A 20,904-nucleotide genomic window follows, 5' to 3' on the forward strand; every position below is an offset into this window, starting at 1 on the left:
GAGACGCAGTAAGCGCATAACGATCCTTCATGAATGAGTAGCGAACGCCGGCAGATTACCACTTTTTGCCCGCCATTTTGGGACCGAAACGCAAAAAACGGCCGATTGCGCCGGAATTAAGCCTGTCCTAAGGGCGGCGATGGCGGGCCGTCTCCAGTTTTTCACACAGCTGGCTTGCCGCGTCGGCGATGCGCGGCGTGGCGCGGGTCAGCACGTCGCCGTCGAGCGCGAACAGGTTGCCCCGTTTGACAGCCTGCATGCCCGGATACTGTTTCCACAGGTAGATGCCGGCCTCGGGCTGGCCGGCCCGCTCGCTGCCGATGATGGCCTCGGGATTTTCCTGCAGCACGGCCTCGGTGCTGACCGACGGCGCCACCACCTTCTGCGCGGCGAACACGTTCTGGCCGCCGCACAGACGCATCACGTCGCTGGCGATATGGTCGCCGTTGAGGGTGAACAGCGGCTTGTCCCAGATCTGGTAGAACACCCGCACCGGCGGGCGCCGCGCATAGGCCGACGACAGCGCGGCGATACGGGCGCGGTAATCGCGCGCCGCCGTTTGCGCGGCCGGCTCCGTGCCTATCAGCTGGCCCAGGCGGATCAGGCTGGTGGCCACTTCGTCCAGCTTTTGCGGTTCGCTGTAGAACATGGGCACGCCCAGCCTCTTGAGCTGGTCCAGCTGGCGCGCCGTGTTCCCGCTTTTCCACACCACCAGCAGGTCGGGTTTGAGCGCGAGGATGCGCTCCATGTCGATCTGCTCGTTGCTGCCCACTTGCGCGACACGCCTGGCGGCCGGTGGATAGTCGCTGAAATTCATGGCCCCCACCACGCGCTCGCCGGCGCCGGCCGCGAACAGCAGCTCGGTGATGTGCGGCGCCATAGCGATTACGCGCTGGGCCGGGCGCGCCAGCGTGACGGTGTTGCCGGCGTCGTCGCGCACGGTGATGGCCGCGTGCAGCGGGGTGCACAGCAGCGCCAGCGCACAGGTCAGGATTCGATGTGGGGAAGGCATGATGGTTGTCCGTTGATGAAAAAAACGCCGGATGCACAGGCATCCGGCGCTGACTGGCTGCGCTTAGAAGTCGTAGCGCGCCGCGACCTTCAGCTGACGGCCATCGCTGGGGTAGATGCCGCTACGGCAGCCGTAAGCTTGCGAGAAGTAGTGCTTGTCCGCCAAGTTCAGGCCGGCGACGGACAATTCCCACTGGCCCAGCTTGCGGGCGTAGCGCGCGTCGAAGGTGGTGAACGATGGCATCTGCGCCGAGCAGTCGTTGCTGAAGTCGGCGCCGTAGCGCTGCTGACCCACCCACTGGGCGCCGATGTCGGCGCTCTGGCCGTCGGCCGGGGTCCAGGCCAGGCGGGCCGTCACGATGTTCTTCGGCACCAGCACCATCTCGTGCCCGGCGTTCACGCCTTCGCGGAAGGTGGCCTCGACGTGCTGGTAGTGGCCGGACACGGTCCAGTCGGGCGCCACGCGCGCCTCGCCATCGAGCTCGAAGCCTTCGCGGCGGGTGGGCGCCAAGTTGGTGTTGAAGCCGTAGCCGAAATTCAGGGTCGGGTCGAAGAAGATTTCGTTGCTCAGGTTGCTGCGGAATACGCGGGCCGTGACCTTGCGCGCGGCGTCGCCATAGCTGGCGCCCAGTTCCAGATCGTGCGACATCTGCGGCGCGAGCGGATGGTTGGCATCCGGCACGTAGGCGTTTTCATCCGAGTTGGCCACGCGGTAGCTCTGGCCGGCCTTGGCGAACGCCTGCAGCGCGGGCAGCACGGCGTAGCTGCCTTGCAGCTCCCATGCGTTCAGACCTTGCACCGTGTGGTACTGGCCAACAGGGAACGCCAGCGGATCGAAGAAGTCCTTGTCGAACAGCTCACGGCGCACGCCTGCGGCCAGGCGGCCGTCATGCGCGGGGTCGAACTTGATCTCGTCGCGCAGGTAGACGGCCTTGGAGCGCTGGGTGGCGTCGGCCTGCGAGAACGAGGCATCGGTCGCGCGGTTCCAGCGCATCAGGTCCAGACCGGCCACCACTTCATTGCTCATGCCAGCGATCTGGCCCAGCTGGCGCACGCGGGGCGAGAATTGCGTCTGCTTGCTGGTGTATTCAGCGGCGGACGGGCCGAAGGAATAGAAGTACGTCGATTTGACCGTCTTTTCGCGATGCGACAATTCGGCCGCCAGGTCCAGGTTGCCGATGCGGCGCGTGAAGAAGCCGGTGAGGCGGTCGCTGTCGAGCGAGCCGAAGTCGTTGGGCGACGTGGTCTGGCGCGGATTGGCGTTGAACTGGGCTTCGGTGAGCGAGCCGGCGAAGCGCATGTCCTCGCGCGCGCCCTCGTAGCGGAAGCCCATGCGGCCTTCCTTGCTGAACCACTGCGCGCCGGCGCTCACGTCGACCTGCTTGTAGTTGTTGTTGTCGCGGTAGTTGTCGTTGTGGCGTGCATCGACGGCGCCGTCGGCGGCGAAACCGTCCCAGCCCTGGTGCACGGTGCCGCGCAGTTCGCGCTCGCGGAACTGGCCCGCTTCCGCCGTCATGCTGCCGCCAGCGCTGTGCGCCACGGGACGCTTGGTGACGATGTTGATCACGCCGCCCGTCGCGCCTTCGCCGTACAGCACACTGGCGCCGCCGCGGCTGATCTCGATGCGCTCCACCGTGTCGACGGGGATGGTCGACAGGATCACGTTCGACAGTTCGCTCTCGGACACGCGCACGCCGTCCACCACCACCACCAGATTCTGGCTGCTGTTGGTGCCGAAGCCGCGCAGGTCCAGGCCGAAGTCGGGGCTGCCATCGAGGCTGTTGCGGCCGTAAACGCCGCCGATCTTGCGGATCGCGGCGTTGACGTCGGTGACGCCGGCGCGGCGGATCTCATCGGCCGTGATCACGGTGGCGCCGATCGGCGCCATCCCGGCGGTGGCGTCGAAGCGCGCGCCCGTGATGACGATGGGCGCCAGCGACTGGCCAACGGCGGTTTGCGCCAGCGCGGGCGCGGCGGCGGTCACGGCGAAGCAGAGGGAAACGGCTGCGGCCAGCACAAGCGGCTGCGACGCCGGCAGGCGGCGGGTAACGGTGATTTGCATGTCAGATCTTTGTTGAATGGGCATCCGCCTGCGTCCCCGCAAGCCGGAATAAACCGGATGGCGCGCCGGCGCCTGGGGCGCAACGCTCATCCACCTGTCTGGCCGGTATCCGGGCTTGCAAGTCGGACTGGCCCACCTTCCTACGCGCGCAGTGGCGCATAGTGGTTCTTGAGTCAGCCTGCCGGCCGCAGGGAGCGGTCGGCGCTTGTTTACCGTTGCGGGGGCAGCACACCTTGGCCGTGATCGCTGGGAGCGGCCTCGTGTTTCCCGTTTAACTGCGCGCGTGGTCACGCGCGCGGGCACCAAAACCCCGGCATTATACCTGCGCCCATGATGCAACCGCTCATCATTAACAAAAGCTGAATGGTCCATCCACAGTTGGACGATTGAATACTTGAGTACGCAAGCATATAGTGGAGGCTAACCTAGTCTGGAGACTGACCATGCTGCACCAAGCCCTACCCACTTATTTCCTGTCCCACGGCGGCGGCCCCTGGCCATTCATGAAAACGGAATTCGGCCACACCTACGACGCGCTGGAGGCGTCGCTGCGCGACATCCCGCGCCAGTTGGGGACCACGCCCAAGGCCGTGCTGGTGGTGACGGCGCACTGGGAAGCGGACCAGTTCACGGTGTCGTCCAGCGCCCGGCCGCCGATGATCTACGATTATTACGGCTTCCCGGCCCACACCTACGAAGTGCAGTACAACGCGCCCGGCTCGCCCGAGCTGGCCGCGCGCGTGAAGGCGCTGCTCGACGGCGCGGGCCACGCCACGGCGCTCGACGCCGGGCGCGGCTTCGACCACGGCACCTTCAGCGCGCTGTATCCCGTGTATCCGCAGGCGGACGTGCCCATCGTCCAGCTATCGTTGCGGCACGGCCTCGATCCGCTCACCCACGTGGAAGCGGGGCGGGCACTTGCGCCGCTGCGCGAGGAAGGGATACTGATCGTCGGCAGCGGCCTCAGTTACCACAACCTGCGCGCCTTCAACGCGCAGGGCGCGGCGGCCTCGCACCAGTTCGACGCCTGGCTGCGCGCCACGATGGCGCTGCCGCCGGCCGAGCGCACGGCACAATTGCTGGCGTGGGAACAGGCTCCGGCCGCGCGCATGGCGCACCCGCGCGAGGAGCATCTGCTGCCGTTGATGGTGGCGCTCGGCGCGGCCGAGCAGGAGACGGCGGCCATGCCCTATCACGAGGATGCGTTCTTCGGGGCGCTGGCCGTGTCGAGCTTCCGGTTTGGGGCAGCGGGGGCGTAACGTGACGCTGGCATAGTCGCGGCGCATAGGGTTCGACAGTATCACCTGCCGAACCGAAAATCATCGCATCCGGTCCATTTTCTATGCACAGCAAGCTGCCATATTTCGGATTACGCCGTACCTACCGTCTATTTAATTGTTGGCTTCCATGTTTTCATCTTTGCGGACATTTCTTCTCTTCCGGCTCCATTAATTGCGGAAAAGTCGCCATACAAGAATTCAAGCTGTTTCGTTCCCATCAACGATCAGGCCACTCACCGACAGGCCTCCCGATGCCCGATGGATATTTACTTAATGATGTCCGCGGGTGGGAGTTGTAGCGCCAGGAATAAGAACGCCACGATGCCAATTGCGATCCTCTTCGATGAGCGCGTCTGTCTTTGCATTCGCCCATCCAGGGTAGGCTGCTTTCATCGACGCGTACCAGTCGTAGAAGTTAATCAATTTCTCTTTTCCCATCATCGGAGACCAAGGTGGCAATTTGATGCTCCTTTCACAAGCATCCGATGGTGGGAATTTCCCAACATGCGGCAGACCTAAGGCCTCGATATCAGGAACCCGCACGATAAACTCACCAGCCTCAGACGCCTCCTGGCTATGGAACCGATAATCCTTGGGCGCCAAAATCGAATACCAACCGATGCGGCTATGAATTTTATCGAGCGGCGCCGCAACGATAACCAGCTTGTGGTTTTTAACCTCTTCACTTGTCATCCGAGGACTGCGATATTTGGGACTCTCCGGGTCATCACTGGCGAAGATTACGCGAGGCACATGATCGTTCCCGACATAGGTGTCAATGCCATTTTTTTCGTCCAGGAATCTAATCGGGCCACGGCATTGATAGTCCAGTTCCGCAGTGAACCAACGGTTCGCGTCCCATTGCCAAGCCTTCTGAGATGGGGCAATTATTTGGTCCACGTTCACCAATTGACGGTCTTGCGGAACCTGGATCATTGGTTCAGGAATTTCTGGCCGAGACGCGCAAGCCGAAATGACGACGAAAAATAAGCTCAGCCAAAGCGATTGGCTTGGACGACGATTGCTTATCATGGGCACCTCCAATAGTCGAATGGGTATCGTAGCTGGTTGCATCTGCTCGATCATGACGATTGTCATGGGATTGAAATCCCTGGGACGGAAGGTTCGCTCCCGCCCGGTACCACCAGGAACGGAGCACCCGCTCGACGTTCCGGGGCAGGCCGTCTGAAAGTGACACCATGGCGCTGCCCAACATATCCAACCCCGCAACTCCTATGGTTTGTCCTCAATTCGCCGTTCTGCGTTCAAAAAGAAGCCCTTCCAATAAAAAACAACATGGCGCTTGTCTCTGAAATAAAAGAAGCTGATAGGGGAAGGGGCTTTGCAGTTAATCTCGACCTCAGTGACCCTGTCAGGCAAGCTTAGGTTCTTAGGGTCTATTTTGTATTCACGCCGGAAAAATGCGCTGCTGCTATGACGGGCCAGTTTGAACGAAGGTTTGGCACATACCTCGTTTGAGAATTGCACAGATTGCGGCGTAAAGACGATCTCCGTCCCAGTCAGCTTTTCAACATCGTCGCTGGAAAGCGATGTGGTTTCTTGCGCGTCGGCGGTGCCCGTTACGATCCAATGGCCTACCAAAGGAGGAGACACAGCACTTCCGGCAGCATGGGGTGCGGCGCATAGAAGAAGCGCGCCGATGATGGCAGATTCACGCAACATAGTTTATTGCGCCTCCCGGAACGGAGCGCTTTCCGCACGGCGTCTCGGGACCAAGCCAGGCATAAATACGCGACGTCCGTCCTGCCTCGAATAGGTGTTGCGCATCATCAAACTCGCCGCTTCCCGCAAGTCGCCAGCGACGACGGTGACCATAGATTTCTCCTGATTGCAATTGAGGTGTGCGGTCGGTAGACGGCTCCACCATAGCAGCGAGAGTCAGAAGTATTTATGAGCGCGCACAATAAGTTCGAGCAACGCCCACCGGCAAAATGCATTAAGTCCAAAGCTTGCTTCGGCAGATTGAATCTGCCGCAAGCGCCAAACGCCGGCGGCGCCGACTATGCCGGCGCCTCGTTCGCAAAGCGCTCAACCAGAAAGTCGATCAACACACGCACCCGATGGGACAGGTGGCGGCCAGGCGGATAAATGGCATAGAGGCTGCCTGACGCCAGCTTGAACCCGGACAGCACCGGGACCAGCGCGCCGCGCTCGATCAAGTCTTGGGCGATGAACGTCGGCACGGCCGCAATCCCCAGGCCAGCCGCAGCCGCCGTCACGACCGCTTCCCCGTTATTGACGCGCAAGCGGGTTTTCGGCCGGGCCAGGAAGTTGCTGCCGTCGGCCAGCCGGTAATTCCAGTATGTCGATTCGGGCGCGTTGGTGGAGACCAGGCCATCATGGGCATCGAGCTCCTGCGGCGTTTGCGGCGCCGGGTGCGCGGCAAGGTAGGCCGGCGATGCGCAGGTGACCCGTCCCATCTCGGTCAGCTTGCGCGCGACCAGCCGTGAATCGCTCAGCGTGCCGGCGCGGATCGCAATGTCGAAGCCCTCGTTGATGATGTCGACGAAGCGGTCCGACAGGCTCATGTCCAATGTCAGCCCGGGATGCTGGCGCAGGAACTCGTTCAGATGGGGCATCAGCACCAAATTCGTCAGGCTGACGGGGGCCGACATGCGGATGGTCCCGAACAGGTTGGCGCTGGCGTCGGTCACCGTCAGCTCCGCCTCGTCGAGGTCGGACAGGATGGTTGCGGCGCGCTCGAAGAATGCCTTGCCCGTTTCCGTCACACTCAATCCGGAAGTCGACCTGACCAGCAATCTGGCCTGGAGGCGCTCCTCGAGGTCCGTCAAGCGCCTGCTCACTGCCGATTTGACGATACCCAGTCGTTCCGCCGCCTTGGTGATGCTGCCCGCGTTGACCACTTCAATAAATGTCTGGATCTCATCTAGTCGGCCCACCTGTTCTCCTTTGAAGCACAACATGTCGATGAAACGCTATCTACCCGTCACATCCGTGCACAGCTACGATGATACACATCATCAACCTCAACCGCGAGAACATCATGAATGAATTCGAACGCTTCGCCTCCTTGTTCAACCAACAGGCAACCCTCAGCCTCGACGTACTGGAGAACATTCCTGCGCAGCTCTGGACGACCATCCCGACCGATTCCGACACCAACTACCTGGGGCAACGCATCCAGCGCATCACCATCGAAGCGCTGGTGGGGCATATGATGCGGGCGGAAGACTTCTGGGTCCGTACCCTCAGCCAGATTCAGCCCGGCGAGGAAATGGTGCCGCCAGTTGGCATCAAGACGCTGGACCTGGAAAGCGCCGGCGCCCCCCTGGTCGGACAATATCGCAGCGTCCTCGCGCATAATCTTGCGACGCTGCGCAGCCTGCCGGAAAGCCAGCTGGCCACCCGGTTCAGCTTCATTGGCCGTCATTACACCGTGCAGGGCTTCCTGTGGGCCATGCACGCCCACCACTGCTACCACTTCGGCCAGATCGATCTGTTGCTGCGTCAGCAGGGCCACCTGCCGCCCGAATTCCTTGAACTGCCCGAGCGTGAACACCTGATCGCATAAGCCCGTTCACCCGCGTCTCCACTTCTTCCGGGATAAGACATGACTCAACAAACCAATCTGGCGCCTGAGGATATTCAGGCGTCGTACCAAGCGCTGCTTGGCGTCGTACCCGACATGCTGATGGTGCGGCAGCGCCTGGCGCACGCCACCGGGCGTGAGACGGCGGTCGACGCCATCGAGCGCTTTCGCGATGAACTCATCCACCACAATCCGCTTGATCGCCGCACGCAGCAGCTGGTCCATTTCGCCATGCTGGTGGCGCGCGGCGAGGCCGCCCCGGCGCGCCTGCATGCGGCCGGCGCCGTCAAGGCGGGCGCCAGCCTGTCCGACCTGCAAGGGGTGGTGGAAACCGCCGCCGTTGTCTGCGGCATGCCCGGTGTCGGTGTAGCCCTGCAGGCGATTGCCGCCCTGAATCTGCTCCCTGCCGATGAACAAAACGGCGCAACACAACGCTGACCCGGCGTCACGCACTGTCTTCTGGAACATCGATATGACAAAAAAGAAATTGGTAGTGATAGGCGGCGGCTCCGCCGGCCATCGGATTGCCTACCTGCTGCAGAACGCCATGGACGTGACCCTGGTCGATCCGAAGACCTATTTTGAAGTTCCCATGGCCTTGCCACGTTTGTTAGCCGAACCGGGGGCGCTGCCCGCGCACATGGCGTATCGCGACTTTCTCCCGTCCGTGCGGCAAGTGCAGGGCAAGGCCGTGGCGATCGCCAGCCATCATCTCGACGTGGATACCGTCGGCGGCATGGAAAGGATCGCCTTCGATTTTGCGGTGGTGGCCACGGGATCGCGCCACGTCGATCCGCTGATCAAGGCCGAAGCACCCACTGTCGGCAAGCGCCGTGCCCAGATCGCGCACGCGCACGAGCAGCTTAAGCAGGCGCGCACGGTCGTCATCGCGGGCGGCGGCCCGGTCGGCGTTGAAATCGCTGCGGAACTGCGCGAAGCGTTTCCGCACCTGGATGTGACGCTGCTGCATAAGGAGTCGAAGCTGCTGCAGTCCGCGCCGTCCCGATTTGGTGACTGGGCTTTGCAGGCCCTGGTGGAGAAAGGCGTCCGCGTCCTGCTGGACGATCCGCTCGCCCAACCCGCTGTGGGGGTGCAGCCGGAGCTGGGCCATGTCCAGACGCTGTCCGGGAAAACCTTACCGGCGGACGTGGTGATCTGGGCCGCTGGCATACGCCCGAATACCGGCTTCATCGCCGCATCGTGGCCCGAGCTGGTGCAGGCCGACGGGCTGCTGAAAACCGACCCATATCTGCGCCTGCACGATCATCCGAATATCTTTGTGGCGGGCGATGTGACCAATCTGCCCGAAGCACGGCTGGCGATCATCGCCGCATTCCATGTGAAGTCCATCGTGGCCAACCTCACGAACATGCTGGCTGGTCGCGGCGCTGGCGACGATGAGCTCACGCCCTACGTGCCCCGCTTGCCAGGCAAGGGCATGGGCAGGATGATGATTGTCACGCTGGGGCCGCGCGCAGGACTAACTTCGCTGCCGTTCGGCCAATTCCGGCTGGCCGCGATCGCCCGCAAGATCAAGTCCGACAACATGTTCGTGAAAAACTACCGCAAGGATGTCGGTCTGGCCGGACTGACTTAGCAGTCTTTCCAGTCTTCCAGGCTGCCCCCGGAACTTGTGGTTCTCAGGTGCCGCGCTTGCCGTTGGCGGCGGCCTTGGCTTTTTCGGCCGCCAGCGCGGCGGCCTTCTCGGCCTTGGCCGCCATCTCGACGGCGTGCTGCTCCAGCCGCAGCTTGCGCGTGTCCGGCGTCTCCAGCGACACGCGGCCCAGCGCGCCGCTGCGGTAGTCGCCCAGGAAGGTGTGCGCGGCCTTCTCGAAATCGAGGTCGCCGCCCTTCTGGCGGAAGCCGCGCCGCGCGGCCACGCCTTCCACCACCCCGATGCCGTCCATCTGCTCGATGTCCTTGAAGCCGTAGCGCGCCACCAGCAGCTGCGGATAGTGCTTGAGCATCTCCTCGCCCAGGAACACGGCCACCTCCTCCTCGATCAGCGCGTTGGAGCCGATGGCGTGGCTGGCGGCCAGCATCAGGCCATCGCTGGCCAGGGCGATCTTGGGCCACAACATGCCGGGCGTGTCGACCAGGATGGTGTTCTTGTCCAGGTACAGCTTCTGCTGCTGCTTGGTGACGGCAGGTTCATCGCCCACCTTGGCCACGCGTTTTTTCAGCAGCGCGTTCATCAGGGTCGACTTGCCGACGTTGGGAATGCCCATGATCATGATGCGCAGCGGCTTGGTGGGCACGCCACGATGCGGCGCCAGCGACTTGGCCAGCTCCGGGATGCGCGCCACCTCGGCCGGCTTCTTGGTCGTCATGGCGTAGGCCGTCACACCGTCCTGCGCGTTGTAGTAGGCCACCCAGGCCGCCGTGGCGGCCGGATCGGCCAGGTCGGTCTTGTTGAGGATCTTCAGGCACGGACGCTGGCGGAACTTGCGCAGCTCCTCCACCATCGGGTTGCAGCTGGCCTCGGGAAGCCGGGCGTCGACCACCTCGATCACCAGATCGGTGTTCTCCATCTGTTCCGCCGCCTTCTTCTTGGCGGCGTTCATATGCCCCGGATACCATTGGATTGCCATGCTGTTGCCTTCAAAATCGTTCGAACAATCCGCTATTTTACAGGCTGCTCCGGCCGCCGCCACAAAGTCTGCTTGCCGTGGCCATCACAGTTGTATAGATTAGCCGCAATGTCGGATATGATGTCGGCTTTTCTTGTCGTTTGACAAATATTACACAACCATCGGAGTGTTGAAGATGAGCGTTGCTGCACCATCCAATCCCAAGGAAATCACCCTGCGCGGGGTGATCCTGGGCATCCTGATCACCCTGATCTTCACCGCGGCCCAGGTCTACCTCGGCCTGAAGGTGGGCCTGACCTTCGCCACCTCGATCCCGGCGGCCGTGATCTCGATGGCGCTGCTGAGCGCTTTCAAGGACGCGTCCATCCAGGAAAACAACATCGTCCAGACCATCGCCTCGGCCGCCGGCACGCTGGCGTCGGTGATCTTCGTGCTGCCCGGCCTGCTGATGATAGGCTGGTGGGCCCACGTACCGTTCTGGCCCACCTTCGGCGCCTGCGCCATCGGCGGCGTGCTCGGCGTGATGTACACCATGCCGCTGCGGCGCGCGCTGGTGTCGCAGTCCGACCTGCCCTACCCGGAAGGCGTGGCGGCGGCCGAGGTGCTCAAAGTGGGCATGGCCTCGCGCGCGGGCGCGGCCGAGGGCAAGGCCGGCCTGTGGGCCATGATCTGGGGCAGCGCGGCGTCCGCGCTGTTCGCCGCCGGCAGCGCCGTCAAGGTGATGGCCGGCGAAGTGGCGATCTACTTCCGCACCGGCAGCGGCGCCACCGGCATCGGCGCATCGAGCTCGCTGGCCCTGATCGGCGCCGGCCACCTGATGGGCATCACGGTGGGCATCGCCATGCTGGCCGGGCTGGTGATCGCCTGGGGCATCCTGGTGCCGGTGCTGACGGCCGCCCAGCCGGCCGTGGCCGGCATGGCCGCGTCGGACCTGGCGCTCAAGGTGTGGTCGTCGGAGGTGCGCATGATCGGCGCGGGCGTGATCGGCGCGGCCGCACTGGTGACGCTGGCCGGCCTGGCCAAGCCCGTCATCGGCGGCCTGAAATCGGCGCTGGACGCGTCGCGCCACGCCAAGCAGGAAGGCGCCGTGATCGAGCGATCGGAACAGGATCTGCCGATCTTCATCGTCGGCCTGGTGACCATGCTGTCGATGGTGCCGGCCGGCTGGCTGCTGGCCAGCTTCCTGCAAGGCAGCGTGCTGGCGTCGCTGTCCACGCCGCTGGTGGTGGTAGGCGTGGCCTACATCCTGATCGCCGGCATGTTCGCGGCCGCCGTGTGCGGCTACATGGCGGGCCTGATCGGCGCCTCCAATTCGCCCGTGTCGGGCATCGCCATCCTCACCATCCTGGGCGCCGCCGTCAGCGTGGGCGCCGTCGGCCGTGGCCTGATGGGGCCGGACGTGTCGACCGCGCTGGTGGCGTTCTCGCTGTTCGTCACCACCGTGGTGATGGCCGTGTCGGTGGTCGGCAACGACAACCTGCAGGATCTGAAGACGGGCCAACTGGTGGACGCCACGCCGTGGAAGCAGCAGGTCGCGCTGATCGTGGGCGTGCTGGCCGGCTCCTGCGTGATCCCGCCCGTGCTGGAACTGCTCAACCACGCCAACGGCTTCACCGGCGCGCCGAACCTGGACGCCATCTCGTCCCAGCCACTGCCGGCGCCGCAGGCGACGCTGATCTCCACGCTGGCCAAAGGCGTCATCGGCGGCAACCTGCCGTGGAGCCTGGTGCTGTGGGGCGCGGCGATCGGCCTGGGCCTGGTGGTGGTGGACTTCGCGCTGAAAAAAACCAGCAACGGCAAATACAGCCTGCCGCCGCTGGGCGTGGGTCTGGCCATCTATCTGCCAAGTTCGGCCACCTCGCCCGTGGTGGTAGGCGCGGTGGCCGGCTACCTGTTCGACCGCATGGTCGAAGGCAAGGCCGGCGGCGAGACGGCCAAGCGTCTGGGCGTGCTGGTCATGTCCGGCTTCATCGTCGGCGAGAGCCTGTTCAACGTGGCGCTGGCCGGCCTGATCGTCCTGTCTGGAAAGGGCGAGCCGCTGGCCATCACCAACGGCTTGAGCGAAGCACAGGGCATGCTGGTGGCGTTGGCGGTGGGCGCCATGCTGGTCGGCGGCCTGTATCGCTGGTCCGCCAAGAACGGACGCCAAGCCACAGCCTGATATAAGCTCCCCCATGAAACCGGGGTCAGGTCATACCATTAAGCAAAATGCGCACATCTTGCCTAATGGTATGACCTGACCCCGGTTTTTTTTTACAGCTCGGCCAGCGCCTTGACGTGCGCGACCACGCTGCGGCCCAGCGCCGACAGGTTGTAGCCCCCTTCCAGCGTGCTGACAATGCGCCCGCCCGCGTACTGGCGCGCCACCTCCATCAGCTGCTGCGTCATCCATGCGTAATCGGCTTCCACCAGGGCCATGCCGCCGATGTCGTCCTCGCGGTGGGCGTCGAAACCGGCGGAGATGAAGACCATCTCCGGCTGGAACGCGTGCAGCGCCGGCAGCCAGTGCTCGAGCACCACCTTGCGGATCACGTCGCCGCCCGAGCGGGCCGGCACCGGCACGTTGACGCAGGTGGCGGTGATCGGTTCCGGTTCCGTGTACGGATAGAACGGGTGCTGGAAGAAGCTGGCCATCAGCACGCGCGGGTCGTGCGCGAACGATTCGGCCGTGCCGTTGCCATGGTGGACGTCGAAGTCGATGATGGCCACCCGCTTCAGGCCGCGCACGTCGAGCGCGTGGCGCGCGGCGATGGCAATGTTGTTGAACAGGCAGAAGCCCATCGGCTCGGACGGGCGCGCATGGTGGCCGGGCGGGCGGATGGCGCAGAAGGCGTTGCTGATCTCGCCGTCGATCACGGCGTCCGTCGCGGCCACGGCGGCGCCGGCGGCGCGCAGGGCGGCTTGCCAGCTCCACGCGTTGAGCAGGGTGTCGCCGTCGATCGGGTAGCATTCGGCGCCTTCGGCCGGGATGTTGTCGCGCACCATGGCAATGGCGTTGGCGCTGTGGTTGCGCTCCAGGTCGGCCAGCTGCGCCAGCGGCGCCAGGCGGTGCTCGACCAGGTCGTGCACGTGCGCGCTGATCAACTGGTCGGCGATCGCTTGCAACCGGGCCGGGCATTCGGGGTGCCAGTCGCCCATGTCGTGGCGCTGGCAATCGGGATGGCTGTAAATGGCTGTACTCATGTGTCTCTTCCTGCCGCCGCCATCATTGTGTATCCCACGCGCGGGTTCTCGCATAGAATCTGATGATCGTCTGGTTCTCTTGATCTGGCATGTTAAAAATTACACGCATAGCCTACCACGTCGCCGCCCTTCGCGGCGGCGACGGCGTGCATAAACCAACCGGCACAGGGGCGCGCCATGCTCACTAAACTGCATGCGGTGGCCCGCCAGGTGGGCCGGATCGTCGTCGGCAAGGATTTGCAGGTGCGCCAGGCGCTCACCTGTCTGCTGGCCGGCGGCCACCTGCTGATCGAGGACGTGCCCGGCGTGGGCAAGACCACGCTGGCCCACGCGCTGGCCATCTCGCTGGGCCTCAAGTTCAACCGCATCCAGTTCACCAGCGACCTGCTGCCGGCCGACGTGGCCGGCATTTCCATCTACGAGCGCGAGAAGAACGCGTTCGTGTTCCACCCCGGCCCCATCTTCACCCAGGTGCTGCTGGCCGACGAGATCAACCGCGCCACGCCCAAGACCCAGTCCGGCCTGCTGGAGGCGATGGAAGAGCGCCAGGTGACAGCCGACGGCGTCACGCGCGCGCTGCCGGAGCCGTTCTTCGTAATCGCCACCCAGAACCCGACCCACCAGGTGGGCACCTTCCCCCTGCCCGAATCGCAGCTGGACCGCTTCCTCATGTGCCTGTCGCTGGGCTATCCGGACGCGGCGGCGGAGCGGGCGCTGCTCATGGGCGAGGACCGGCGCGTGCTGCTCAAGTCGCTGCCGCCGGCCATGACGCCGGCCGAGCTGGCGGAGGCCCAGCGCGGGCTGCGCCAGATCCACGCCTCCCCGGCGCTGATCGACTACGTGCAGGCGCTGGCCGCCGCCTCGCGCCAGAGCGGCTCGTTCGCCGAGGGCATGAGCCCGCGCGCGGCCATCGCCCTGCTGCAGGCGGCGCGCGCCTGGGCCGCGCTGGAGGGGCGCGACCACGTGCTGCCGGAAGACGTGCAGGCGGTGCTGGTGCCCGTGTGCGCGCACCGCCTGCGGCCCCTGAAGTCGGCCCACGGCGTGGCGCTGGCCAGCCGCGAACTGGTGCTGCAACTGCAGCAGTCGGTGCCGGTCTAGCCGCACCGCTCCCGCGCCCGCGCCCGCCATGTTCGCCGCACCGCGCCGCTGGTATCGCAAGATGGCCGACCAGTGGCTGTTCCAGCTGCGCGAGCGCGAGCCGGGTACGGTGGTGCTGGTGATGCGGCGCGTGTTCATTATGCCGGGCCGGCCGGGGCTGGCGTTCACCGGCCTGCTGCTGGTGATGCTGATCGGCGCCCTCAATTACAACCTCGGACTGGGCTTCGCGCTGACCTTCTTCATGGGCGCCTGCGCCGTGGCCGACATGTATCTGACGGCCAAAAACCTGGCTGGCGTGCGGCTCGCGCCGGGCCGCGTGCAGCCCGTGTTCGCGGGACAGGAAGCGCGCTTCGAGCTGGGGCTGCACAATCCCGATGGCCCCGACCGTTACGCCGTCTGGCTCGGCTTCCAGCAGGACGGCGAACCGCGCCACGTGACCGACGTGCCGGCCGGCGGCAGCGCGCTGGCCGTGCTGTCGTGCGCCACCGCGCAACGAGGCTGGCTGGACGCGCCCCGCATCCGCCTGCTCACGCGCTATCCGCTCGGCCTGTTCCGCGCCTGGGCTTACTGGAAACCGGACCTGCGGGCACTCGTCTATCCGGAACCGGAGCCGGACGCACCGCCGCTGCCCATGCAGGGCGCGGCCAGCGAGGAAGGCCATGGCCAGGTGGGGTTGGACAATTTCGCCGGCATCCGCAGCTATCAGCCGGGCGACCCGATGCGCCACCTGGCCTGGCGCCAGATCGCGCGCCACGACCCGGCCCTGGGCGGCCAGCTGGTCACCAAGCATTTCGAGGGCGGCGCCGTGGCCGAGCTGTGCCTCGATTTCGCGCTGCTGCCGCCGTGGATGGAACTGGAGCACAAGCTGTCGCGCCTGACCAGCTGGGTGCTGGAGGCGGAGCGGCGCGCCCTGCCCTACGCCCTGCGCCTCGGCCCGCAGCAGTTCGATCCGGCGCTGGGCGAAGCCCACCGCGCCGCCTGCCTGCAGGCGCTGGCCCTGTACGGCGCGGAGCGGCGGCCATGACGGCCGCCACCGGACACTGGCAGCGTCTGGCCCGGCGCCTGCCGCGCGACAAGGCCGACACCCTGCTGCTGCTGGGCGCGGCCGTGATGGTGCTGGCGCCGCACTTCGGCCACCTGCCGCTGTGGACCAGCGCCGCCGTCTGCGCCACGCTGCTGTGGCGCGCCGCCATCACCTGGCTGGGCAAGCGCATGCCGCCACTGTGGCTGCTGCTGCCGCTGTCGATGCTGGCCATGGCCGGCGTCTACCACTCGTTCCACACGCTGCTGGGGCGCGACGCCGGAGTGGCCATGCTGGCGCTGCTGCTGGCCTTCAAGCTGCTGGAGATGCACGCGCGGCGCGACTTGTTCGTGGTGGTCTTCCTCTGCCTGTTCCTGCTGCTGACCACCTTCTTCTACAGCCAGACCATGCTCACGGCGCTGTCCATGCTGGCCACGCTGGCCGTGCTGCTGACGGCCCAGCTCACGTTCCAGTACAGCGGCCAGGTGCCGCCGCTGCGGCGCCGCTTGCGCACGGCCGGCCACATCATGCTGCTGGCCGCGCCGCTGGCGCTGCTGCTGTTTGTCGCCTTCCCCCGCATCCAGGGGCCGCTGTGGGGCCTGCCCGGCGACGCGCGCGCGGGGCGCAGCGGCATGTCCGACAGCATGGCGCCCGGTAACGTGTCGAGCCTGGCCATGTCGGACGAGGTGGCGTTCCGCGTGCGCTTCCTCGACCCGCAGCCGGAGCAATCGCGGCTGTACTGGCGCGGCATCGTGCTGGGCGACTACGACGGCCGCACCTGGACCCGCGTGCCGCGCCGGCGCGGCCTGCGGCGCGACGTGCAACTGCAGGCGCGCGGCCCGGCCGTGCGCCACCAGGTCACGCTGGAGCCGACCGGCAAGCGCTGGCTGTTCGCGCTGGAACTGACGGACCCCGACCTGGACCTGCCCGGCTACCTGGCCGCCCGTTCCGAGCAGGTCGAATACTTCGCCACCGCGCCCATCAACGAGCGGCTGCGCTACGACGCCGTCGCCCACCTCGATTACCGCATCGAGGCCGACGCCGCGCCGCCCGACCTGGCCCGCTGGCTGGCGCTGCCGGCCGGCTTCAACCCGCGCACGCTGGCGCTGGCCGCCAGCCTGCGCCAGCCGCAGCCAGCCGACAGCGTGCGCGCCGTGCTCGCGCTGTTCCGCGACGAGAAGTTCTTCTACACGCTGCAGCCGCCGCTGCTGGGCCGCGACGCCGTCGACCAGTTCTTGTTCGACACCCGGTCCGGCTTTTGCGAACATTACGCGGGCGCGTTCGTGGTGCTGATGCGCGCCATGCAGGTGCCGGCGCGCGTGGTGACCGGCTACCAGGGCGGCGAATACAACCCGGTCGATGGCTACCTGACGGTGCGACAGTCCGATGCCCACGCCTGGGCCGAGGTGTGGCTGGCCGGCCAGGGCTGGCGCCGGGTGGACCCGACGGCCGCCGTGGCGCCCGAGCGCATCGCGCACAACCTGGCGCGCGCCCTGCCCGCGCCCGCCCTGTTCGGCTTCGGCCCCCTGCTGGCATTGCAGAACGACCCCACATCATGGCTGGCCCGTTTGCGATTTACGGTGGCGGCGATGAATAATGCTTGGAATCAATGGGTCCTGGATTACAATCCAGACAGGCAGCGAAATTTCCTTGAAGAATTAAGCGCGGCGCTGTTCCATTGGCGCAGCATGGCCGGCCTGGCGCTGGCGGCGGCGCTGGCCCTGCTGCTGCGCCAGCGCGGCCTGCGGCGCCGGGTGGATCCGCTGGAGCGGCTGTACGGCGCGTTTTGCCGGCAGCAAGCCCGACATGGTTACGCGCGCCGCCCGGATGAAGGCCCGGCGGCCTACGCGGCGCGGCTGCGCGACATGCCGGCCAGCAAGGAGAAACATGCTGCCATGGACGAATTTTTGACGGTGGTCGGCGCGCTGCGATATGGCCGCGCCAACCCCGCGACACACGCGGCGTCGCTGAGGACGCTGCACACCCTGTTACCACAATGCCGATGAACATCATGCCGTCCCTGTCCCGTTCCCCCGCCCGCTGGATGCTGGCCCTGCTACTGGCGGCCGCGCCGCTGGCCCAGGCCGCCGTCGACCCCTACGGCTATAAACTGCCGGCCAGCCAGCGCCACAAGAAAGCCAAGCTGGTCAAGAAGAAGGGCCCGCCGCCCGTCGATTACGTGGGCGAATACGTCAACTTCGGCGAATGGAAGGACGTGCGCGCCTTCCTCGACGACCTGGCCACGCGCGACGGCTTCGACCGCGCCGCGCTGGACACGCTGATGAGCCAGGTGCGCTATGTGGACGCGGCGGTGCAGCTGATCAAACCGGCGCCGCCGGGCAAGCCCAAGAACTGGCAAGCGTACAGCAAGCTGTTCATCGACCCGGTGCGCATCGACGCCGGCGTCAAGTTCTGGAACGAGAACCAGGACGCGCTGGCGCGGGCCGAGGCGCTGTACGGCGTGCCGGCCGAGATCCTGGTCGGCATCATCGGCGTGGAAACCGTGTACGGCCGCAACACGGGCCGCTTCCGCGTGCTCGACGCGCTGACCACGCTGGCGTTCTCGTATCCGGAGGCGCCGGCGCGCGAGGAGCGCATGGCCTTCTTCCGCAGCGAGCTGGAGGCCACCTTGCTGTTCGCGCGCCAGAACGGCATCGATCCGCTGTCGCTGCGCGGCTCGTACGCGGGCGCCGTCGGCATGCCGCAGTTCATGCCCAGCAGCATCGTCAAGTACGCGGTCGATTTCGACGGCAACGGCAAGGTCGACCTGCTCGGCTCGAGCGGCGACGCCATCGGCAGCGTGGCCGCCTTCCTGACGGCGCACGGCTGGCGGCGCGACGATCCGGGCCCGCTCGTGTACGCGGCCGAGGTGTCGCCCAACCGGGCCTGGGAGAACATGATCAACCAGGGGCTGGCGGCAAAATTTCCCGCCCAGGACTTGACGGCGGCCGGTGTCAGCACCACATCAGCATTGCCGCCTGGCATGGTCTTTGGCCTGGTGGACTTGCAGAACGGCGCCGATCCCACCGAATACTGGGTCGCGACCAATAACTTCTACGCCATCACGCAGTACAACCGCAGCTATTTCTATGCGATGTCGGTGGTGGAACTGGGACGGGCCGTGCGCCTGTCGCGGGGCGGGGGAATGTAAGGAACCGTAAAGACAGTTGAACTATGCTCTTGCCCGCAGTATCTTGTAGTTGACACTGGGAAACTGCGGTCTGGTGCCGCGCCACAGACCGGGGCAGCGACCATATATCGTGCGGCAACAAATAAAAATTGCCTTATAATCAACTATGGCGATACAATTGAATTGAGGCACAGGCAGCTTAACACAGGAGAAGGTGTATAATTCTCACACAATGTTGCAGCGGGACAACAATAACTTAGGGCAATGTGATTTTTTTGTTGCTTTTGAGCATAGAAAAGCTCGCTGTTGTACAATTGTGTATATATTATGAAACTTGTTGTAGCGGAATCCGTCCGTGTGTGAAATCGTTCCTTGGTGAAGGATGAACATGTACGCAGCAAGAGCGAGCTCCGAGTGTTTTTTACTTTGCAGGACTACTTTCAGAAGGAACAAACATCATCATGACAAACCAAGTCGGCATCGATATGAATAACGATTCGGAAGGCGATGATCTGCTGCAGTACAACCCGAACCGTCTGCTGGATACGCTGATCGAAAACCTGCGTCTGAAGAACGACGCGGCCCTGTCGCGCGCGCTGGAAGTGGCGCCGCCCGTGATCAGCAAGATCCGTCACCACCGTCTGCCGGTCGGCGCTTCGCTGCTGATCCGCATGCACGAGGTGAGCGATCTGAGTATCCGTGACCTGCGCTACTTGATGGGCGACCGCCGCAACAAGTTCCGCATCAGCGATAAGCAGTTCAAGCCTAAAGAAGGCGAATCGGGCGGCAACAACAACCAGGGCTGATCGCAGTCCCTGGCTGTCGTCACCGTAGGCGTACCCTCCCCTCGCGTGGGGGCGAGGGCAGGAGTTGTTGTCGTCAGGCCGGAAACACGCCTGTCGACAGATAGCGGTCGCCGCGGTCGCACACGATGAACACGATGGTGGCGTTCTCCACCGTTTGAGAGATCCGCAACGCGATCTCGCAGGCACCAGCTGCCGAAATCCCGCAGAATATGCCTTCCTCCGCCGCCAGGCGGCGCGCCATGCGCTCAGCCGCGGCTTGCGTCACATACTCGATCTGATCCACCCGCGACTTGTCGTAGATTTTCGGCAGGTAGGCTTCCGGCCATTTGCGGATGCCGGGGATCTGCGAACCCTCCTCCGGCTGCGCGCCGACGATGCACACGTCGGGATTCTGTTCCTTCAGGTAGTGCGACACGCCCATGATGGTGCCCGTGGTGCCCATGGCGCTGACGAAGTGGGTGACCTGGCCGTTGGTGTCGCGCCAGATTTCCGGCCCCGTGCCTTCGTAGTGGGCGCGCGAATTATCGAAGTTGCCGAACTGGTCGAGGATGACGCCCTTGCCATCCTTTTGCATCTGCTCGGCCAGGTCGCGCGCGTATTCCATGCCGCCCGTCTTGGGCGTCAGCAGGATCTGGGCGCCGTAGGCGGCCATGCTCTGGCGCCGCTCCAGGCTCAGGTTCTCCGGCATCAGCAACAGCATCTTGTAGCCGCGCAGCGCGGCCGCCATGGCCAGCGCGATGCCGGTGTTGCCGCTGGTCGCCTCGATCAGCGTGTCGCCCGGCTTGACCTGGCCCCGCTCCTCGGCGTGCAGCAGCATGGACATGGCGGCCCGGTCCTTGACGGAGCCGGCCGGATTGTTGCCTTCCAACTTGCCGAGGATGATGTTGTTGCGTGCGGCCGCGTCCGCGCCGGGAATGCGCGTGAGCTGCACCAGCGGCGTGTTGCCGATTGTGTCTGCCAGAGTCTTGTAAGCCATCGTCTTGAGCCTGAGTTCACTAAAACAAGCATTTTAATCCGAGATGGCATTGCGCGTATTTCCGGGCCGGGCGGCGACGGCGGCACAAGGTGCGCGTCACGCAGGTATCATCGCGCTGTCCACCAACTAGCTTGCATGGGTTGCAAGTTTTTGGCGCGGCGGCGCCGCTTGCGCT

General features: G+C 65.0%; 18 protein-coding genes and 1 riboswitch. Of the genes, 10 read left to right on the top strand and 8 right to left on the bottom strand.

Features of this window, described 5'->3' with window-relative positions; translation table 11 throughout:
• Positions 1 to 127: 127 nt before the first annotated feature.
• Together AC1RQG_RS06340 and AC1RQG_RS06345 are read right to left on the bottom strand one after the other, a co-directional pair.
• Positions 128 to 1,012 carry a cobalamin-binding protein gene (locus tag AC1RQG_RS06340; RefSeq protein WP_493129451.1) on the bottom strand — a complete coding sequence of 295 codons (885 nt, stop codon included), beginning with the start codon at positions 1,010 to 1,012 and terminating at the stop codon, positions 128 to 130.
• 63 nt (positions 1,013 to 1,075) lie between these two features.
• Positions 1,076 to 3,073: a TonB-dependent receptor gene (locus AC1RQG_RS06345; RefSeq protein WP_493129453.1), complete on the bottom strand. Its 1,998-nt coding sequence runs from the start codon at positions 3,071 to 3,073 to the stop codon at positions 1,076 to 1,078.
• 83 nt (positions 3,074 to 3,156) lie between these two features.
• Positions 3,157 to 3,395, bottom strand: a riboswitch (cobalamin riboswitch).
• 121 nt (positions 3,396 to 3,516) lie between these two features.
• Between AC1RQG_RS06345 and AC1RQG_RS06350 the strand changes: the two genes are divergently transcribed.
• Entirely contained in the window at positions 3,517 to 4,332 is an 816-nt protein-coding gene (locus tag AC1RQG_RS06350; protein ID WP_493129454.1) for a DODA-type extradiol aromatic ring-opening family dioxygenase, read from the top strand.
• Positions 4,333 to 4,623: 291 nt separating this feature from the next.
• Here the strand turns inward: AC1RQG_RS06350 and AC1RQG_RS06355 are convergent, their stop codons facing one another.
• The 3 genes from AC1RQG_RS06355 to AC1RQG_RS06365 form a co-directional block, all read right to left on the bottom strand.
• Entirely contained in the window at positions 4,624 to 5,451 is an 828-nt protein-coding gene (locus AC1RQG_RS06355; RefSeq protein ID WP_493129455.1) for a hypothetical protein, read from the bottom strand.
• A gap of 135 nt (positions 5,452 to 5,586) precedes the next feature.
• Positions 5,587 to 6,036 carry a hypothetical protein gene (locus tag AC1RQG_RS06360; protein WP_493129457.1) on the bottom strand — a complete coding sequence of 150 codons (450 nt, stop codon included), beginning with the start codon at positions 6,034 to 6,036 and terminating at the stop codon, positions 5,587 to 5,589.
• Between the two features lie 338 nt (positions 6,037 to 6,374).
• Positions 6,375 to 7,274: a LysR family transcriptional regulator gene (locus AC1RQG_RS06365; protein WP_493129459.1), complete on the bottom strand. Its 900-nt coding sequence runs from the start codon at positions 7,272 to 7,274 to the stop codon at positions 6,375 to 6,377.
• Between the two features lie 68 nt (positions 7,275 to 7,342).
• Here AC1RQG_RS06365 and AC1RQG_RS06370 point away from each other — a divergent pair, with 68 nt between their 5' ends.
• The 3 genes from AC1RQG_RS06370 to AC1RQG_RS06380 are packed head-to-tail and all read left to right on the top strand — an operon-like array spanning position 7,343 to position 9,521.
• Complete coding sequence (locus AC1RQG_RS06370; protein ID WP_493129461.1) at positions 7,343 to 7,906, top strand: DinB family protein; 564 nt, start codon at positions 7,343 to 7,345, stop codon at positions 7,904 to 7,906.
• Between the two features lie 39 nt (positions 7,907 to 7,945).
• Positions 7,946 to 8,362 (top strand): carboxymuconolactone decarboxylase family protein, encoded by a 417-nt coding sequence (locus AC1RQG_RS06375; protein ID WP_493129463.1) that lies wholly within the window; start codon positions 7,946 to 7,948, stop codon positions 8,360 to 8,362.
• 34 nt (positions 8,363 to 8,396) lie between these two features.
• A complete protein-coding gene (locus AC1RQG_RS06380) occupies positions 8,397 to 9,521 on the top strand; it encodes an NAD(P)/FAD-dependent oxidoreductase (protein ID WP_493129465.1) in 1,125 nt (374 codons plus the stop codon).
• A gap of 43 nt (positions 9,522 to 9,564) precedes the next feature.
• Here the strand turns inward: AC1RQG_RS06380 and ylqF are convergent, their stop codons facing one another.
• Complete coding sequence (gene ylqF / locus AC1RQG_RS06385; protein WP_493129467.1) at positions 9,565 to 10,515, bottom strand: ribosome biogenesis GTPase YlqF; 951 nt, start codon at positions 10,513 to 10,515, stop codon at positions 9,565 to 9,567.
• Positions 10,516 to 10,690: 175 nt separating this feature from the next.
• On the opposite strand from ylqF, the gene AC1RQG_RS06390 reads away from it, so the two are divergent.
• The gene (locus tag AC1RQG_RS06390) at positions 10,691 to 12,676 is read left to right on the top strand and encodes an OPT family oligopeptide transporter (RefSeq protein WP_493129469.1); all 1,986 of its coding nucleotides are present in this window, start codon (positions 10,691 to 10,693) and stop codon (positions 12,674 to 12,676) included.
• A 92-nt stretch (positions 12,677 to 12,768) separates the two neighbouring features.
• Here the strand turns inward: AC1RQG_RS06390 and AC1RQG_RS06395 are convergent, their stop codons facing one another.
• A complete protein-coding gene (locus tag AC1RQG_RS06395; protein WP_493129471.1) occupies positions 12,769 to 13,698 on the bottom strand; it encodes a histone deacetylase family protein in 930 nt (309 codons plus the stop codon).
• A 177-nt stretch (positions 13,699 to 13,875) separates the two neighbouring features.
• Between AC1RQG_RS06395 and AC1RQG_RS06400 the strand changes: the two genes are divergently transcribed.
• From AC1RQG_RS06400 to AC1RQG_RS06420, 5 genes are all read left to right on the top strand, one after another.
• On the top strand, positions 13,876 to 14,796 hold the full coding sequence (locus AC1RQG_RS06400) for an AAA family ATPase (protein WP_493129473.1): 921 nt from the start codon (positions 13,876 to 13,878) through the stop codon (positions 14,794 to 14,796).
• A 28-nt stretch (positions 14,797 to 14,824) separates the two neighbouring features.
• Positions 14,825 to 15,820: a DUF58 domain-containing protein gene (locus AC1RQG_RS06405; RefSeq protein ID WP_493129475.1), complete on the top strand. Its 996-nt coding sequence runs from the start codon at positions 14,825 to 14,827 to the stop codon at positions 15,818 to 15,820.
• Positions 15,817 to 17,823 (top strand): transglutaminase TgpA family protein, encoded by a 2,007-nt coding sequence (locus AC1RQG_RS06410; RefSeq protein WP_493129477.1) that lies wholly within the window; start codon positions 15,817 to 15,819, stop codon positions 17,821 to 17,823. Before AC1RQG_RS06405 ends, AC1RQG_RS06410 begins: the two co-directional genes overlap by 4 nt.
• Positions 17,824 to 17,828: 5 nt before the next feature.
• Positions 17,829 to 18,968, top strand: coding sequence for a lytic murein transglycosylase B (mltB, locus tag AC1RQG_RS06415; protein ID WP_493129479.1), 1,140 nt, complete (start codon positions 17,829 to 17,831; stop codon positions 18,966 to 18,968).
• Between the two features lie 440 nt (positions 18,969 to 19,408).
• Positions 19,409 to 19,753 carry a hypothetical protein gene (locus AC1RQG_RS06420; protein WP_493129481.1) on the top strand — a complete coding sequence of 115 codons (345 nt, stop codon included), beginning with the start codon at positions 19,409 to 19,411 and terminating at the stop codon, positions 19,751 to 19,753.
• Between the two features lie 73 nt (positions 19,754 to 19,826).
• Here the strand turns inward: AC1RQG_RS06420 and cysM are convergent, their stop codons facing one another.
• Positions 19,827 to 20,729 carry a cysteine synthase CysM gene (gene cysM, locus AC1RQG_RS06425; protein ID WP_493129483.1) on the bottom strand — a complete coding sequence of 301 codons (903 nt, stop codon included), beginning with the start codon at positions 20,727 to 20,729 and terminating at the stop codon, positions 19,827 to 19,829.
• Positions 20,730 to 20,904 lie beyond the last annotated feature (175 nt).

The sequence above is a fragment of the Rugamonas sp. GW822-FHT03B10 genome (assembly GCF_058801745.1).

Excerpts from the sequence above, each read along its gene's own strand:
- AC1RQG_RS06340 (WP_493129451.1), bottom strand. The coding sequence starts at position 1,012 with ATGCCTTCCCCACATCGAATCCTGACCTGTGCGCTGGCGCTGCTGTGC.
- AC1RQG_RS06345 (WP_493129453.1), bottom strand. The coding sequence starts at position 3,073 with ATGCAAATCACCGTTACCCGCCGCCTGCCGGCGTCGCAGCCGCTTGTG.
- AC1RQG_RS06350 (WP_493129454.1), top strand. The coding sequence starts at position 3,517 with ATGCTGCACCAAGCCCTACCCACTTATTTCCTGTCCCACGGCGGCGGC.
- AC1RQG_RS06355 (WP_493129455.1), bottom strand. The coding sequence starts at position 5,451 with ATGACAATCGTCATGATCGAGCAGATGCAACCAGCTACGATACCCATT.
- AC1RQG_RS06360 (WP_493129457.1), bottom strand. The coding sequence starts at position 6,036 with ATGTTGCGTGAATCTGCCATCATCGGCGCGCTTCTTCTATGCGCCGCA.
- AC1RQG_RS06370 (WP_493129461.1), top strand. The coding sequence starts at position 7,343 with ATGATACACATCATCAACCTCAACCGCGAGAACATCATGAATGAATTC.
- AC1RQG_RS06375 (WP_493129463.1), top strand. The coding sequence starts at position 7,946 with ATGACTCAACAAACCAATCTGGCGCCTGAGGATATTCAGGCGTCGTAC.
- AC1RQG_RS06380 (WP_493129465.1), top strand. The coding sequence starts at position 8,397 with ATGACAAAAAAGAAATTGGTAGTGATAGGCGGCGGCTCCGCCGGCCAT.
- ylqF (WP_493129467.1), bottom strand. The coding sequence starts at position 10,515 with ATGGCAATCCAATGGTATCCGGGGCATATGAACGCCGCCAAGAAGAAG.
- AC1RQG_RS06390 (WP_493129469.1), top strand. The coding sequence starts at position 10,691 with ATGAGCGTTGCTGCACCATCCAATCCCAAGGAAATCACCCTGCGCGGG.
- AC1RQG_RS06395 (WP_493129471.1), bottom strand. The coding sequence starts at position 13,698 with ATGAGTACAGCCATTTACAGCCATCCCGATTGCCAGCGCCACGACATG.
- AC1RQG_RS06400 (WP_493129473.1), top strand. The coding sequence starts at position 13,876 with ATGCTCACTAAACTGCATGCGGTGGCCCGCCAGGTGGGCCGGATCGTC.
- AC1RQG_RS06405 (WP_493129475.1), top strand. The coding sequence starts at position 14,825 with ATGTTCGCCGCACCGCGCCGCTGGTATCGCAAGATGGCCGACCAGTGG.
- AC1RQG_RS06410 (WP_493129477.1), top strand. The coding sequence starts at position 15,817 with ATGACGGCCGCCACCGGACACTGGCAGCGTCTGGCCCGGCGCCTGCCG.
- mltB (WP_493129479.1), top strand. The coding sequence starts at position 17,829 with ATGCCGTCCCTGTCCCGTTCCCCCGCCCGCTGGATGCTGGCCCTGCTA.
- AC1RQG_RS06420 (WP_493129481.1), top strand. The coding sequence starts at position 19,409 with ATGACAAACCAAGTCGGCATCGATATGAATAACGATTCGGAAGGCGAT.
- cysM (WP_493129483.1), bottom strand. The coding sequence starts at position 20,729 with ATGGCTTACAAGACTCTGGCAGACACAATCGGCAACACGCCGCTGGTG.